The following is a 14937-nucleotide window of genomic DNA, read 5'->3' as shown; positions in this document are numbered from 1 at the left end:
CCCGGGTTTACAATCGCGGCTCCCCTCTGGAGTACTCCCCTGTGCTGACTCATCTGGATTCCCAAGGCCGCGCGAACATGGTCGATGTCACCGATAAAGCCGTGACATCCCGTGAAGCGACGGCACAAGCGGTGGTGCGCATGCGCCCTGAAACCCTGGCAATGATCGTCAGCGGCGGTCACCCCAAGGGCGATGTTTTTGCCGTGGCGCGGATCGCCGGAATCCAGGCCGCGAAAAAAACCTCGGATTTGATCCCGTTGTGCCATCCGCTGATGCTCACCAGCGTCAAGGTTGAACTCAGTGCCCAGGGCAGCGATGCAGTACTGATCGTGGCGCGCTGCAAACTGTCGGGGCAGACCGGCGTCGAGATGGAGGCCCTGACCGCCGCCAGCGTCGCGGCCCTGACTATTTATGACATGTGCAAGGCTGTCGACCGCGGCATGAGCATCGAAAGCGTACGCGTGCTTGAAAAGCTCGGTGGCAAGAGCGGGCACTTTCAGGCTGATGCCTCATGAAACTAAAGGTGATGTTCTTTGCCCGTTACCGCGAAGCCCTGGGGCTGGATGGCGAAGCTGTCGAAGGCCCGTTCACCTCCATTGAGCAGTTACGCGGGCACCTGGTGCAGCGGGGCGGAGCCTGGCAAGTATTGGCCGAGCCCAACCTGATGTGCGCGCGCAATGAAGAGCTGTGCAAGCCTGACGAGCCCTTGGCGGACGGCGACGAAGTGGCGTTTTTCCCGCCCGTGACAGGAGGCTGAAGATGACCGTTAGGGTGCAAGCGGCAGCCTTTGATCCGGGGGCGCAGGTCAATGCGCTGCACGCGGCCAACCTGGGGGTGGGCGCGGTGGTGAGTTTTGTCGGCTATGTGCGCGACTTCAACGACGGGCGCGATGTGGCGGGGATGTTTCTGGAGCACTATCCGGGTATGACCGAAAAAGCCCTGGACAAGATCGTCCTGGAGGCCGAACAACGCTGGCCGCTACTCAGGCTTGAAGTGCTGCACCGGGTTGGCGCGCTTGAACCGGGGGAGCCGATAGTCTTTGTCGGTGTTGCCAGCGCCCATCGTCAGGCCGCATTCGATGCCTGCGCCTTTGTCATGGACTACCTGAAAACCCGGGCACCGTTCTGGAAGAAAGAACAGACCGGCGATGGACCGCGTTGGGTCGAAGGTCGCGTGAGCGATGAGGAAGCAGCGGACCGCTGGAAGAAATAATACCCCTTGGGAGCGAGCTTGCTCACGAGCCGTTAAAAGCTCGCGAGCCAGCTCGCCCCAGAGGGAGATGATCAGGCCGTTACAGTCGGATCATGGGGCTTGCGCACGGCCCGTACTACAGGTCGCAGCAATTCAGTCGGCGGTGTTTCGCAGCTGATTTTTTTGCCCAGCAAGGCTTCGATCGACGGCAACTGATAGGAGTCGTCTTCACCGGCAAAACTGATCGAGACGCCGCTGGCGCCCGCCCGGCCAGTACGGCCAATGCGGTGCACGTAGTCGTCCGGCACTTCGGGCAGGGTGAAGTTGATTACGTGACTGATACCGTCGATGTGAATCCCGCGTCCTGCCACATCGGTGGCCACCAGTACGCGGATCTTGCCTTCGCGGAAACCTTCGAGGGTCTTGATGCGTTTGTGCTGCGGCACGTCACCCGACAGTTGCGCGGCGTTGATGCCGTCACGCACCAGGCGTTCTTCGATGCGGCGCACTTCATCCTTGCGGTTGGCGAAGACGATGACCCGCTCCCAACCGTTGTCGTTCACCAGGTTGAACAGCAACTTGTACTTGTCTGCCCCGGCAACCGCGTAAACGTGTTGCTCCACCATATCGCTGGCGACGTTGAGCGCTTCGATTTCGACAATGGCCGGGTCGGTGGTCCATTGCTTGGCCAGGTTCATCACGTCCTCGGTAAAGGTCGCAGAGAACAGCAGCGTCTGGCGCTCGGCTTTCGGTGGGGTCTGGCGAATGATCTGGCGTACTTGCGGGATAAAACCCATATCAAGCATGCGGTCGGCTTCGTCGAGCACCATGACTTCGACCATGTCCAGATGCACTTCGCCGCGCTGGTTGAAGTCCAGCAGACGGCCCGGGGTGGCTACCAGAATGTCGCAATGGCGGGCTTCGAGCTGTTTCAGCTGCTTGTCGAAGTCCATGCCGCCGACGAATGTCATGACATTGAGGTCGGTGTACTTGGTCAGGTCGGCTGCGTCTTTGGCGATTTGCACCACCAGCTCGCGGGTCGGCGCAATGATCAGTGCGCGCGGCTCGCCCATGTAACGTTCTTTGGGCGGCGGGGTCTGGGTCAGCTGGCTGATGATCGAAATCAGGAACGCGGCAGTTTTGCCGGTGCCGGTCTGGGCGCGACCGATGGCGTCACGGCCGCTGAGGGTATAGCCCAGTACGCCAGCCTGAATCGGGGTGCAGTACGGAAAACCCAGGTCTTGAATGGCGTGCATCAGCTCCGGGGCGAGCTTGAAGTCGTGAAAACGGACTTTGCCTTCTTGTGGCTCGACCACGAAGTCTTCGAGTTTCCAGGGAGTGACCGGCGGCTTGGGGGCCGCTTCACGCCGTGGTTTTGCAACTTTGGGTTGTTCGATCTGAACCGGTTCAGGAGCGGGCTGTACGTCGGGAGTGTCCACCGAGGCTTGAGCAGGGGCAGAGCGGCCAGGCTGTTGCGCGTCGGTGCGCGGGCTGGTGGTGCTCGAAGGTGTCACTGAAGCTGATGCGAGTGGCTCAGCCTCGCTTTTACCGAATATTTTTTTGAGTGCTTTGAGCACGGTCATCTCATCAGTTGGTTAAGGAGTGTACGCCGGGCAGTGTAATGCAAGTCGCGTGCTCGGCGTAGTGAACGACAGGATGTTTCGGTTTTAGCCCAGATGTTTGGCCAGCCAGGCACCGATGTCGCTGATCTCTTTGGGTAACACTTCATGACCCATTGGGTATTCCTGCCATGTTACGGCCACACCCGCAGCCTTCAATCGCTCATAGGCCGTGCGGCCCATGGCGTTTTGCACCACTTCGTCGTACTGGCCATGCAGGCACAGGGCCGGGATCCGTTGCTGACTGGCGGATAACGGCAGCACGTCAGTGAAGGTCGGGGCATAGGTGGAGAGGGCAAGTACGCCACCCAGTGCACCTTCATATCTCACATAGGCGGTGTGATAGACCACGGCGCCGCCCTGGGAAAATCCGGCGAGGAAAATCCGGCTGGCGTCTATTCCGGCCCTTTTCTGATCTTCGATCAAGCTGAGGACGGTTGCCGCGGACTCTTCCAGCTCTTCTTCGCTGATGGAACGCGCCGGGCTCATGGCCTTGATGTCGTACCAGCTGGGCATGGCATAACCGCCATTGATCGTCACCGCGCGGGTGGGGGCCTGGGGCAAAACAAAGCGGGTGGTCAATAACTTCTCTTGCAGCATCTCGGCCACCGGCATGAAGTCATAACGGTCGGCGCCCAGGCCGTGGAGCCAGATAACACAGGCATCTGCAGGCTTTTGGGGCTGGATAAACAGGGGTTCGGTCATGGCTGCTCCATCGTTGTGCGTGCGCGCGGCTTGGGTGCGCGGCAAAGGTGCGTGTTCGTCAGGAAATTACAGAAGATGTCGCCTGCTTGAACGTTTTATCAGCAAATGCGACCTGAAATGTTCAAGGCTTCAGAGTGGTACGCGCTTTGCTATGTGGACAGGGACGTTAATGCGTTCACCTTCGGCGGTAACACTAACAGGCTACTGCCGATGGAGGGACAGCAAAAGCCCGAGGTTGAAGTTAGACATGGAATTCAACAGCTCAAGGGAGCGCTTCGGTTCGAAGGCTGGTGCGATATACCCATCGCTCAAGGCTTATGCCGCGTGACCCAATAAAAAGCCGACACGGGTCAACATCGCCTCACAAGGGGGCGGCGGGTCTTGTTCAAACACAACAAAAGCAGTACTTGGAGGTTTGAATGAAGCAGTTGAAATCCACCCTGGCTTTGGCCACCGCAGCCATCGTGTTGAGCGTTAGCGGTTTTGCTCACGCAGGCGCGACGCTCGATGGCGTTAAAAAGAAGGGTTTTGTGCAGTGTGGCGTCAGCGATGGTTTGCCGGGTTTTTCGGTGCCTGACAAAGACGGCAAGATTCTGGGGATCGATGCCGACATCTGCCGTGCAGTGGCCGCCGCCGTGTTTGGCGATGCAACCAAGGTCAAGTTCAGCCAGTTGAACGCCAAGGAGCGTTTCACCGCGCTGCAATCGGGCGAAGTCGATGTGCTGTCGCGCAACACCACCTGGACCAGCTCCCGTGACGCGGGCATGGGCATGGTGTTTGCCGGGGTTACCTATTACGACGGCGTCGGCTTTCTGGTCAATAACAAGCTGGGGGTAAAAAGTGCCAAGGAACTGGACGGTGCAACCATTTGCATCCAGGCCGGTACTACCACTGAGCTCAACGTGTCGGATTACTTCCGGGCCAATAACCTGAAATACACTCCGATCACCTTCGACACCTCCGACGAAAGCGCCAAGTCGCTGGAAAGCGGGCGTTGCGACGTGCTGACCTCCGACAAATCGCAGCTATATGCACAGCGCAGCAAGCTGGCGAACCCGAATGACTACGTGGTGTTGCCGGAAACCATCTCCAAGGAGCCCCTGGGCCCTGTGGTTCGCAAGGGTGACGAGGACTGGTTCAGCATCGTCAAGTGGACCCTGTTCGCCATGCTCAACGCTGAAGAAGCCGGCATCACCTCGAAAAACGTCCTGGCTGAAGCCAAATCCACCAAGAACCCCGATGTTGCCCGCTTGCTGGGTGCTGACGGCGAATATGGCAAAGACTTGAAACTGCCAAAAGACTGGGTGGTGCAGATCGTCAGCCAGGTCGGCAACTACGGCGAAGTGTTTGAGAAAAACCTCGGCAAAAGCACTCCTCTGGCCATCGACCGCGGGCTGAACGCCTTGTGGAACAACGGCGGCATCCAATACGCACCACCTGTGCGCTGATGGACCTGTCACCCGGTGGGCCAACCACCGGGTGACGTTCTGATCCATTTTTTCAGGGGCACTTCATGCAGACTAAAGTCGGCGCACCCAAGCCGAGGCTCAGCCTCAGCGATCCACGTGTGCGTGCGTGGTTATTTCAGATCATCACCGTCGCGTTGGTGGTCTTCATGGGCTGGTATCTGTTCAACAATACCCAGACCAACTTGCAACACCGGGGTATCACTTCGGGTTTTGACTTTCTTGAGCGCAGTGCCGGGTTTGGTATTGCGCAGCATCTGATTGATTACACCGAGTCGGACAGTTATGCCCGGGTGTTCGTGATCGGCCTGCTGAACACGCTGCTGGTGTCGGTAATAGGTGTGATCCTGGCGACCATCCTCGGCTTTATCATCGGTATTGCCAGGTTGTCCCCCAACTGGATGATCAACAAGCTGGCGACGGTTTACGTCGAGGTGTTCCGCAATATCCCGCCTTTGCTGCAAATCCTGTTCTGGTACTTCGCGGTCTTCCTGACCATGCCGGGGCCACGTAACAGCCATAACTTTGCTGACACTTTCTATATGAGCAGCCGTGGCCTGAACATGCCTGCGGCCATTGGCACCGACGGGTTCTGGCCGTTTGTGGTCAGCGTGCTGCTGGCGATTGTGGCAGTGGTGCTGATGGCACGCTGGGCCAACAAGCGGTTTGAAGCGACCGGTGTGCCGTTCCACAAGTTCTGGTCCGGGCTGGGCCTGCTGCTGGTGATTCCGGGGCTGTGCATGCTGATCTTTGGCTCGCCGGTGCACTGGGAAATGCCGCAGCTCAAGGGCTTCAACTTTGTCGGTGGCTGGGTGCTGATTCCGGAGTTGCTGGCGCTGACCATCGCGTTGACTGTTTACACGGCGGCGTTCATTGCCGAAATCGTGCGCTCGGGGATCAAGTCGGTCAGCCATGGCCAGACCGAAGCGGCGCGCTCGCTGGGCCTGCGCCCCGGGCCGACGCTGCGTAAGGTGATCATTCCCCAGGCGCTGCGGGTAATCATCCCGCCGCTCACCAGCCAATACCTCAACCTGGTGAAAAACTCGTCGCTGGCGGCAGGTATCGGTTATCCGGAAATGGTTTCACTGTTTGCCGGTACGGTGCTTAACCAGACCGGGCAAGCGATTGAAGTCATCGCCATCACCATGAGCGTTTACCTGGCCATCAGCATCAGTATTTCGCTGCTGATGAATTGGTACAACACGCGCATTGCGCTGATCGAGCGATGAGGACGGGACTATGACAACTCATGTTTTCAAACCCGACATGCCGCCGCCGGGTAACCGCATCGGCATCGTCGCCTGGGCCCGGGCCAATCTGTTTTCCAGTTGGCTCAACACCTTGCTTACGCTGTTTGCCTTTTACCTGATCTGGTTGATCGTGCCGCCGCTCCTGAGCTGGGCGATCTTTGACGCCAATTGGGTGGGCACGACCCGGGCCGACTGCACCAAGGACGGCGCCTGCTGGGTCTTCATTCAGCAGCGCTTCGGCCAGTTCATGTACGGCTATTACCCCCGCGACCTGCGCTGGAGGGTCGATCTGACGGTGTGGTTGGCCGTGATCGGTGTGGCGCCGTTGTTTATCTCGCGCTTCAAGCACAAGGCGATCTACGGTCTGGGCTTTTTGGTGCTGTACCCGGTGCTGGCTTACAGCCTGCTGCATGGCGGTTACTGGGGGCTGAGCAACGTGGCCACCAGCCAGTGGGGCGGCCTGATGCTGACCCTGGTAATTGCCACGGTCGGCATCGCGGGTGCTTTGCCGCTGGGGATTTTGCTGGCGCTGGGAAGGCGTTCGGACATGCCGGCCATTCGCGTGGTGTGCGTGACGTTCATCGAGTTCTGGCGCGGCGTGCCATTGATCACCGTGCTGTTCATGTCTTCAGTGATGTTGCCGCTGTTTCTGCCCGAAGGCATGAACTTCGACAAACTGCTGCGGGCCTTGATTGGCGTGATCCTGTTCCAGTCGGCCTATGTCGCGGAAGTGGTGCGTGGTGGTTTGCAGGCCATTCCCAAGGGGCAATACGAAGCCGCCGCCGCGATGGGGCTGGGTTACTGGCGCAGCATGGGGCTGGTCATTCTGCCCCAGGCCTTGAAGCTGGTGATCCCCGGTATCGTCAACACCTTTATCGCCCTGTTCAAGGACACCAGCCTGGTGATCATCATCGGTCTGTTCGACCTGCTCAACAGCGTCAAACAGGCTGCCGCCGACCCGACCTGGCTGGGTATGGCCACCGAAGGCTATGTGTTTGCGGCGTTGGTGTTCTGGATTTTCTGTTTTGGTATGTCCCGCTACTCCATGCATCTGGAGCGCAAGCTGGACACTGGCCACAAGCGTTAGGTAGGAGTGCGACATGAGTGAAGCAATCAAGAAACCTGCGAGCCCTGAAGGCATTATTCAAATGCAGGGCGTCAATAAATGGTACGGCCAGTTCCACGTGCTCAAGGACATCAACCTTAACGTGCAACCCGGGGAGCGGATTGTATTGTGCGGGCCTTCCGGTTCCGGCAAATCGACCACTATCCGTTGCCTGAACCGCCTCGAAGAGCACCAGCAGGGGCGTATCGTGGTTGATGGGGTTGAGCTGACCAACGACATCAAGCAGATCGAAACGGTGCGCCGTGAGGTTGGCATGGTGTTTCAGCACTTCAACTTGTTCCCGCACCTGACCATCCTGCAGAACTGCACGCTGGCGCCGATGTGGGTGCGCAAGATGCCCAAGCGCCAGGCCGAAGAGATCGCCATGCATTATCTGGAGCGGGTACGGATTCCGGAGCAGGCGCACAAGTTTCCGGGGCAGTTGTCCGGTGGTCAGCAACAGCGGGTAGCGATTGCCCGGGCGTTGTGCATGAAGCCTAAAATCATGTTGTTCGATGAGCCGACTTCAGCCCTCGATCCGGAGATGGTCAAGGAGGTGCTGGATACCATGATCGGCCTGGCCGAAGACGGCATGACCATGCTCTGCGTGACCCATGAAATGGGCTTTGCCCGTACCGTGGCTAACCGCGTGATCTTTATGGACAAGGGTGAAATCGTCGAGCAGGCAGCTCCGAACGACTTCTTCGACAACCCGCAAAATGACCGGACCAAATTGTTCCTGAATCAGATTCTGCATTAACAGCCCCCCCTGTAGGAGCGAGCTTGCTCGCGAGCTCTTCCGCGCCCCGGTAAACAGCTCGCGAGCAAGCTCGCTCCTACAGTTTTGTTGCGTCAGGCATCCCCCGTCTCCCGCACAAAATGACCGGACCAAACTGCTCCTGAATCAGATTCTGCATTAACCGCACACCTCCCCGTAGGAGCGAGCTTGCTCGCGAGCTCTTCCGCTCCCCGCCAAGGCTTTTGCAGACCTTTTAGCCCGTGGTCGATTGCCCTTGCGCAGGGGGCTGACTACCATGTTGGGCAACTCATCAGAGGTCTGTGCTGACAGGCGTACCGCATGTCAGACACTTCCCGCTATCAAGTCATGGCGCTCTGCCGGACTTCTTGACTGCCCAACACCGGAGATCCCATGCCGCGCAATGCCTCGCCATCGATAAACAATACCGAACCGGTGCGTCATCTGGATGATCTGGAGGAGTTGCTGATCGATGCCGAAGCCGACGACGAGCAAGTACAGCTAGCACCAGTGGCGGTGTTACGTCCCTGGCTGCTGCTGTTGGGTCTGGTGCTGGTGGCGTTGAACCTGCGTCCGGCGTTGTCGAGCATGGCGCCTTTGCTCTCGCAAGTGTCTACCAGCCTGGGCCTGTCTGCTGCCCAGGCGGGATTGTTGACCACCTTGCCTGTGCTTTGTCTGGGTGTGTTTGCGCCTCTGGCGCCGATTCTGGCCCGGCGCTTCGGTACTGAGCGGGTGGTGCTGGGTATTTTGCTGACGCTGGGCGGCGGCATTGTCCTGCGCAGCTACCTGGGGGAAGTCGGCCTGTTTGCCGGGAGTATTCTGGCGGGCGCCAGTATCGGTGTGATCGGTGTGTTGTTGCCCGGCATCATCAAGCGCGATTTTGCCGGACATGCCGGGACGATAATGGGGGTCTACACCATGGCCTTGTGCCTGGGTGCTGCCCTGGCGGCGGGTGCAACCGTGCCGTTGAGCAATTATCTTAACGACAGCTGGGCGCTGGGGCTGGGATTTTGGGCGTTACCTGCGCTGGTGGCGGCCATTTTCTGGCTGCCCCAGGCCGGCAAGCGCCAGGGGGCGCACAAGGTGGCCTATCGGGTGAGTGGCCTGATACGTGACCCGCTGGCCTGGCAAGTGACGCTGTACATGGGTTTGCAGTCTTCTCTGTCCTACATCGTTTTTGGCTGGCTGCCTTCGATTCTGATGGGCCGTGGCCTGACCCCGACCCAGGCCGGGCTGGTGATGTCGGGTTCAGTCATTGTGCAACTGATCACGGCGCTGAGCGCTCCCTGGCTGGCGACGCGGGGCAAGGATCAGCGCCTGGCAATCGTATTGATGATGAGCATGACCCTGGCTGGCCTGTTCGGCTGTCTGTATGCACCGCTGGATGGCTTGTGGGGCTGGGCGATTGTGCTGGGTCTGGGGCAGGGCGGTGCATTCAGCCTGGCGTTGACCTTGATCGTGCTGCGCTCGCGCGATGCCCATGTGGCGGCCAATCTGTCGGGCATGGCCCAGGGGATCGGCTATACGGTGGCATCCATGGGGCCGTTGGCGGTGGGTGTGGTGCATGAAATGACCGGTGGCTGGAGTGCCGTGGGCTGGATTTTCGGGGTGATCGGCATCATCGCCATCGCCGCCGGGCTCGGGGCAGGGCGGGCGCTGTATGTGAATGCGCTGAGTGAAAAGATTTGAAGCCATAGTGTTTCGGCTCCTTGCAGATTATCTTTTGTAGAACCCTGAACCCCGCGGATCCTGCCATGAGCCAAGACCACCAAGCGTTGATTACTCGCTTCTATCAAGCTTTCCAGCGGCTGGATGCTGAGGCAATGAGTGCCTGTTACACCGAAGATGTATTGTTCAGCGACCCGGTATTTGGTGAATTGCGCGGTCGCCGTGCCAGCGATATGTGGCGCATGCTGACCTCGCGGGCCAAGGATTTCAGCCTGACCTTCGATCAGGTGCAGGCAGATGCCCAACGTGGCAGTGCGCATTGGGTAGCCACTTATAGGTTTATCCCGACCGGGTTTACCGTTATCAACGATATTCAGGCGCGCTTTGTGTTTCGCGACGGAAAAATCTGCGAGCACCACGATCAGTTCGACCTGTGGCGCTGGTCGCGTCAGGCGCTGGGTACCAAGGGTTTGTTGCTGGGCTGGACGCCACTGGTGAAAAATGCCATTCGGGCTCAGGCGCGCAAAGGGCTCGAAGCCTTTGAGGCCAGTCGTTGAAGGTGAGTTCCAGACCCTGGTTTGTGTACCTGGTGCGGGCTGCTAACGGCTCGCTGTATTGCGGGATCAGTGATGATCCGGTGCGTCGTTTTGCCAAACATCAAAGTGGCAAGGGCGCGCGTTTTTTTGCTTCAAGCCCTGCCGTTGCCCTGGTCTATACCGAGTCCTGGCCCGATAAAGGTGAAGCGCTGCGTCAGGAACGACTGATCAAAAAGCTCAAAAAGAGTGCCAAGGAATGCCTGGTGCAAAGCCAGGCAGGGCAGTTTGATTAAGTGCGTTATGCTGCTGGCTTACTCTTTTGCGGCGGATAACTGAATGTCAGATTTGATTCTTCATCACTACGCGGCTTCCCCTTTCGCACAAAAGGCCCGCCTTCTACTGGGCTTCAAAGGGCTGTCCTGGCATTCGGTACATGTCCCGCCCATGATGCCAAAACCCGATCTGACGGCGCTGAGCGGTGGCTATCGCAAGACTCCGGTATTGCAGGTGGGGGCGGATGTCTACTGCGACACGGCTTTGATTGCGCGCCGGCTGGAGCAGGAGAAATCGATCCCCGCCTTGTTTCCTCTCGGTCAGGAAATGGTGGTCAGTGTCTTTGCTGCGTGGGCTGACTCGGTGGTGTTTCAACATGCGGTGAGCCTGGTGTTCCAGCCGGAGTCTGCCGCGGTACGGTTTGCCAAAATGCCCCCGGACATGCTCAAGGCGTTCGTGGCCGATCGCGCGGCATTGTTCAGCGGTGGCAGCGCCACCCGCATTCCCGCCGAACAGGCGGTATTGCAATGGCCGGTGATCATGGGCCGGCTCGAGCAGCAGTTGCAACACGAGCAGGGCGACTACCTGTTCGGTGAGCCCTCGATTGCCGACTTCGCGCTGGCGCACTCGCTGTGGTTCCTAAAAGCCACGCCGGTGACTGCACCTCTGGTTGATGCTTATCCGGCCGTTGCGGCCTGGTTGCAGCGAGTTCTGGACTTCGGCCAGGGCACACCGATTGAAATCACCGCCGAGCAGGCGCTGGCGATTGCCAAAGGCGTTGAGCCGGTTGCCTTGCCTGAGTTCGATTCGGCTTTTGGCTTCAGCAAGGGCCAGCGGGTTACGGTTGCGGCAACCGACTACGGGGTTGACCCGGTAGCGGGCGAGCTGGTCCATATCGGCGCAGAAGAGCTGGTAGTGCGTCGCGAAGACCCACGAACCGGGGTGGTGCATGTGCACTTTCCGCGGATCGGGTTTCGGATTGAGGCGGTGGGTCAATAAGCACGGGGCGCTTGCATCGCTGGCAAGCCAGCTCCCACAAAAGCAGCAGTGGTAATCGGTTTGCCTGAATTGCATCGCTGGCCAGCTCCCACACACATTGTGGGAGCTGGCTTGCCAGCGATTAGATTCGGGAAATTACGGTTTTGCTGAGCCGCAGGGTTATTTCAACGCGGCCATTATCGCATCCGGGTTGAAGTCCCTGAGCAGTGTGCCGTTCACGTCCAGAATCGGAATTCCACGTCCGCCCAGTGCCTCATAGGCCTGGCGGGCGGCGGTATCCTTGTCTATATCAAACTCTTGATACGGGATGCCTTTCTGATCCAGAAAGCGCCGGGTGGCCTTGCAGTAGCCACACCACTCGGTGGAGTACAGCACCACCCGGGCACTGGCCCGGGTTTGCTCGGGCACCGCCGCCGAGGGGTGAAGCACTCGCTCGATCTTGCCCCAGTTCTGAAAGATGACCACCACCACCAGAACAAACAGGACTTTCTTCAAGATGCCGTTGAGCATTACTTGTTGCGCTTGAGCTGGTCGAGCAACTGGGTGGGCAGGCCTTTGATGACCAGGGTTCCGGCTTCTTCGTCGAATTCGATCTTGGAGCCCAGCAGATGGGCCTCAAAGCTGATGGACAGGCCCTCGGCACGTCCGGTGAAGCGCCGGAACTGGTTCAGGGTGCGTTTATCTGCCGGGATCTCCGGGGACAGACCGTAGTCCTTGTTGCGGATATGGTCGTAGAAGGCTTTCGGGCGCTCTTCGTCGATCAGTTCGGACAACTCGACCAGGCCCATGGGTTCACCGATCTTGGCCTGGCTGCTGGCGTAATCCACCAGAGTCTTGGTTTTTTCCCGGGCCGACTCTTCAGGCAGGTCTTCGCTTTCGACGAAGTCGCTGAACGCCTTGAGCAGGGTGCGGGTTTCGCCGGGGCCGTCGACGCCTTCCTGACAGCCGATAAAGTCGCGGAAATACTCCGAGACTTTCTTGCCGTTCTTGCCCTTGATAAACGATATGTACTGCTTGGACTGCTTGTTGTTCTGCCACTCGGAAATATTGATCCGTGCGGCCAGATGCAACTGGCCCAGATCCAGGTGCCGCGAAGGGGTGACGTCCAGTTCCGAGTTCACCGCCACGCCGTCGCTGTGGTGCAGCAGGGCGATAGCCAGGTAGTCAGTCATGCCTTGCTGGTAGTGGGCGAACAGCACGTGGCCACCCACCGACAGGTTGGATTCTTCCATCAGCTTTTGCAGGTGCTCCACAGCCACGCGGCTGAAGGCGGTGAAGTCCGTGCCGCCTTCCAGGTATTCCTTGAGCCAGCCACTGAACGGGTGGGCTCCGGACTCGGCGTGGAAAAAGCCCCAGGCTTTGCCTTGCTTGGCGTTATAGCTCTCGTTGAGGTCCGCGAGCATGTTCTCGATGGCTTGGGACTCGGCCAGTTCAGAGTCGCGAGCGTGGAGAACAGCGGGCGTACCGTCGGGTTTTTTCTCAATTAAATGGACGATGCAATGACGGATCGGCATGGGTTTCTCGGCGAGTAATGAGAGGACAGGGTGCGCACCCCGCAAAGGCGTCAAGTGTACCCCACCTGAGCGCCGGGTCGGGGTTTGGGGCGCTTGAGACGGGTGTTGACGGTTTTTTTACGGTTTTAAGCCTATAAAGCTGACCAAATGGCTAGGTAGAGGCGGATATTTCGCTGTCTCTGTGCTAGTTTTGCCCGGTCTTGCGCTCGGAAACGGCGCAATGCATGCATTCAGCATGTGTCAGGTCGAACCAAACCCCGTTTTAGCTATCTACATCCGCGATTCGTCGTGAAAGCTGGCGGGTGTGCCAGACCCTTGAGATCTGGCTCGATGGCTGACATTGCACTCTGCAAACCAAATGAATTTGATAGGGAAGGAACATCTCAATGGCTATTACTAAAGACCAACTGATTGCCGATATCGCTGAAGCTATCGACGCGCCAAAAACTACCGCGCGTAACGCTCTGGACCAACTGGCCCAGATCGTTGCTGATCAATTGGAAAATGGCGGCGAAATCACTCTGCCAGGTATTGGCAAACTGAAAGTGACCGAGCGTCCTGCCCGCACTGGCCGTAACCCTTCGACTGGCGCTGCCATCGAAATCGCCGCCAAAAAAGTTATCAAGCTCGTTGTGGCCAAAGGCCTGACTGACGCTGTTAACAAGTAAGACTGTTTTAAAAAAGCCGCGCTTCGAATCACTTCGAAGCGCGGCTTTTTTTTGGGCGAAAATCCTGAAAACACCGTCTTCCTTTGCAGGAGCGAGCTTGTCTCGCGATCTTTTGATTTTGTAAAAGATCGCGAGACAAGCTCGCTCCTGCGGGGTTACAGGGTGCTTACTTCCAGTTCTTTTCGCGCCACATTTGCTGCTGGTCCTTGTCATGGAACGTCCAGGCTACAAAGCGGCTCTGCTTGTTACCCTGGGACATGTCGACGACCTGGCTTTCACGGGCACCGGCTTTTTTCAGCGCGGTCTGGATTGCCGGCAGGTTGGACGCCTTGGACACCAGTACGCTGAACCACAGGATCTGACGGGCCACATGCACGCTTTCGCGGATCAGTTGGGTCACAAAGCGCTGCTCGCCGCCTTCACACCACAATTCGGCCGCCTGGCCACCAAAGTTCAGAACCGGCAGCTTGCGCTTGGGATCTGCCTTGCCCAGTGCGCGCCATTTACGCTCACTGCCGCGTGTAGCTTCGTCCAGGGAGGCGTGGAACGGCGGGTTGCACATGGTCAGGTCGAAACGCTCAGTGCTCTCCAGCAGGTCCAGCAGGATCTTCTGCGGGTTAGGTTGCAGGCGCAGGCTGATGGCTTTGTTAAGACCGTTGGACTGCACAATCGCCTTGGCCGCCTTGACTGCAGTCGGATCGACTTCAGTACCCAGGAACTGCCAGCGGTACTCGCTATGGCCGATCAGCGGGTAGACGCAGTTGGCGCCCATGCCGATGTCCAGCACGCGAACGTTCTGCCCGCGGGGGATTTCGCCGTCGTTCATGCTGGCCAGCAGGTCGGCCAGGAAGTGCACGTAGTCGGCGCGTCCCGGAACCGGCGGGCACAGGTAGTCGGCCGGGATGTCCCAGTGGGCAATGCCGTAGAACGCCTTGAGCAGGGCGCGGTTGAACACGCGTACCGCGGTCGGGTTGGCAAAGTCGATGCTCTCTTTGCCGTACGGGTTGATGATGACGAATTCGGCCAGTTCAGGGCAGACCGAAATCAGTTGCGGGAAGTCGTAACGGCCCTGGTGACGGTTGCGCGGGTGCAGGCTGGGCTTGACGCGCGGCTCGGCCGGTTTGGCCTCGGCAGCGGACTTGGGCTTGTGGCGTGTGGCTTTGGAAGTGCGTGGGGTCGTCATGTT

The 14937-nt window shown here is 58.8% G+C and carries 17 protein-coding genes; 12 read left to right on the top strand and 5 right to left on the bottom strand.

The window, feature by feature from the left end; genetic code table 11:
- Nucleotides 1-41: 41 nt before the first annotated feature.
- Genes moaC through moaE form a run of 3 tightly spaced genes read left to right on the top strand, consistent with a single transcriptional unit; the run spans nt 42 to nt 1212 of the window.
- Complete coding sequence (moaC, locus tag JQ845_RS02445; protein ID WP_010655998.1) at nt 42-515, top strand: cyclic pyranopterin monophosphate synthase MoaC; 474 nt, start codon at nt 42-44, stop codon at nt 513-515.
- Entirely contained in the window at nt 512-757 is a 246-nt protein-coding gene (locus tag JQ845_RS02440; protein ID WP_003440108.1) for a MoaD/ThiS family protein, read from the top strand. The genes moaC and JQ845_RS02440 overlap by 4 nt, the downstream gene beginning before the upstream one ends.
- A gap of 2 nt (nt 758-759) precedes the next feature.
- On the top strand, nt 760-1212 hold the full coding sequence (gene moaE, locus JQ845_RS02435) for a molybdopterin synthase catalytic subunit MoaE (protein ID WP_003440110.1): 453 nt from the start codon (nt 760-762) through the stop codon (nt 1210-1212).
- Between the two features lie 71 nt (nt 1213-1283).
- On the opposite strand, the gene rhlB is transcribed toward moaE, so the two are convergent.
- Together rhlB and JQ845_RS02425 are read right to left on the bottom strand one after the other, a co-directional pair.
- On the bottom strand, nt 1284-2774 hold the full coding sequence (rhlB, locus tag JQ845_RS02430; RefSeq protein ID WP_003440111.1) for an ATP-dependent RNA helicase RhlB: 1491 nt from the start codon (nt 2772-2774) through the stop codon (nt 1284-1286).
- 84 nt (nt 2775-2858) lie between these two features.
- A complete protein-coding gene (locus JQ845_RS02425) occupies nt 2859-3515 on the bottom strand; it encodes an alpha/beta hydrolase (RefSeq protein ID WP_003440112.1) in 657 nt (218 codons plus the stop codon).
- A gap of 419 nt (nt 3516-3934) precedes the next feature.
- On the opposite strand from JQ845_RS02425, the gene JQ845_RS02420 reads away from it, so the two are divergent.
- The 8 genes from JQ845_RS02420 (at nt 3935) to JQ845_RS02385 (ending at nt 11569) form a co-directional block, all read left to right on the top strand.
- The gene (locus JQ845_RS02420) at nt 3935-4963 is read left to right on the top strand and encodes an amino acid ABC transporter substrate-binding protein (RefSeq protein ID WP_003440115.1); all 1029 of its coding nucleotides are present in this window, start codon (nt 3935-3937) and stop codon (nt 4961-4963) included.
- Between the two features lie 65 nt (nt 4964-5028).
- On the top strand, nt 5029-6210 hold the full coding sequence (locus JQ845_RS02415) for an amino acid ABC transporter permease (RefSeq protein ID WP_203008097.1): 1182 nt from the start codon (nt 5029-5031) through the stop codon (nt 6208-6210).
- Nucleotides 6211-6220: 10 nt separating this feature from the next.
- Nucleotides 6221-7318 (top strand): amino acid ABC transporter permease, encoded by a 1098-nt coding sequence (locus tag JQ845_RS02410; RefSeq protein ID WP_003440119.1) that lies wholly within the window; start codon nt 6221-6223, stop codon nt 7316-7318.
- A 13-nt stretch (nt 7319-7331) separates the two neighbouring features.
- On the top strand, nt 7332-8096 hold the full coding sequence (locus tag JQ845_RS02405) for an amino acid ABC transporter ATP-binding protein (RefSeq protein WP_019412133.1): 765 nt from the start codon (nt 7332-7334) through the stop codon (nt 8094-8096).
- 390 nt (nt 8097-8486) lie between these two features.
- Nucleotides 8487-9782, top strand: coding sequence for a CynX/NimT family MFS transporter (locus JQ845_RS02400; protein WP_003440124.1), 1296 nt, complete (start codon nt 8487-8489; stop codon nt 9780-9782).
- Nucleotides 9783-9847: 65 nt separating this feature from the next.
- The gene (locus tag JQ845_RS02395; RefSeq protein WP_160628352.1) at nt 9848-10318 is read left to right on the top strand and encodes a nuclear transport factor 2 family protein; all 471 of its coding nucleotides are present in this window, start codon (nt 9848-9850) and stop codon (nt 10316-10318) included.
- On the top strand, nt 10315-10590 hold the full coding sequence (locus JQ845_RS02390; RefSeq protein ID WP_029612406.1) for a GIY-YIG nuclease family protein: 276 nt from the start codon (nt 10315-10317) through the stop codon (nt 10588-10590). The genes JQ845_RS02395 and JQ845_RS02390 overlap by 4 nt, the downstream gene beginning before the upstream one ends.
- 43 nt (nt 10591-10633) lie before the next feature.
- Nucleotides 10634-11569 (top strand): glutathione S-transferase family protein, encoded by a 936-nt coding sequence (locus tag JQ845_RS02385; RefSeq protein ID WP_203008095.1) that lies wholly within the window; start codon nt 10634-10636, stop codon nt 11567-11569.
- A 159-nt stretch (nt 11570-11728) separates the two neighbouring features.
- On the opposite strand, the gene JQ845_RS02380 is transcribed toward JQ845_RS02385, so the two are convergent.
- Together JQ845_RS02380 and yejK are read right to left on the bottom strand one after the other, a co-directional pair.
- Nucleotides 11729-12079: a glutaredoxin family protein gene (locus tag JQ845_RS02380; RefSeq protein ID WP_203008093.1), complete on the bottom strand. Its 351-nt coding sequence runs from the start codon at nt 12077-12079 to the stop codon at nt 11729-11731.
- Nucleotides 12079-13083, bottom strand: coding sequence for a nucleoid-associated protein YejK (yejK, locus tag JQ845_RS02375; RefSeq protein WP_003440136.1), 1005 nt, complete (start codon nt 13081-13083; stop codon nt 12079-12081). The genes JQ845_RS02380 and yejK overlap by 1 nt, the downstream gene beginning before the upstream one ends.
- Nucleotides 13084-13469: 386 nt before the next feature.
- Here yejK and JQ845_RS02370 point away from each other — a divergent pair, with 386 nt between their 5' ends.
- The gene (locus JQ845_RS02370) at nt 13470-13751 is read left to right on the top strand and encodes an HU family DNA-binding protein (protein ID WP_003440137.1); all 282 of its coding nucleotides are present in this window, start codon (nt 13470-13472) and stop codon (nt 13749-13751) included.
- Nucleotides 13752-13917: 166 nt separating this feature from the next.
- Here JQ845_RS02370 and rlmF read toward each other — a convergent pair whose 3' ends face one another.
- A complete protein-coding gene (rlmF, locus tag JQ845_RS02365) occupies nt 13918-14934 on the bottom strand; it encodes a 23S rRNA (adenine(1618)-N(6))-methyltransferase RlmF (RefSeq protein WP_003440138.1) in 1017 nt (338 codons plus the stop codon).
- Between the last annotated feature and the right edge of the window lie 3 nt (nt 14935-14937).

It is taken from the genome of Pseudomonas paraversuta, assembly GCF_904063065.1.
GTDB lineage: Bacteria > Pseudomonadota > Gammaproteobacteria > Pseudomonadales > Pseudomonadaceae > Aquipseudomonas > Aquipseudomonas paraversuta.
Note: the sequence above shows the minus strand (reverse complement) of the source record. Positions and strands in the feature narration are given on the sequence as shown.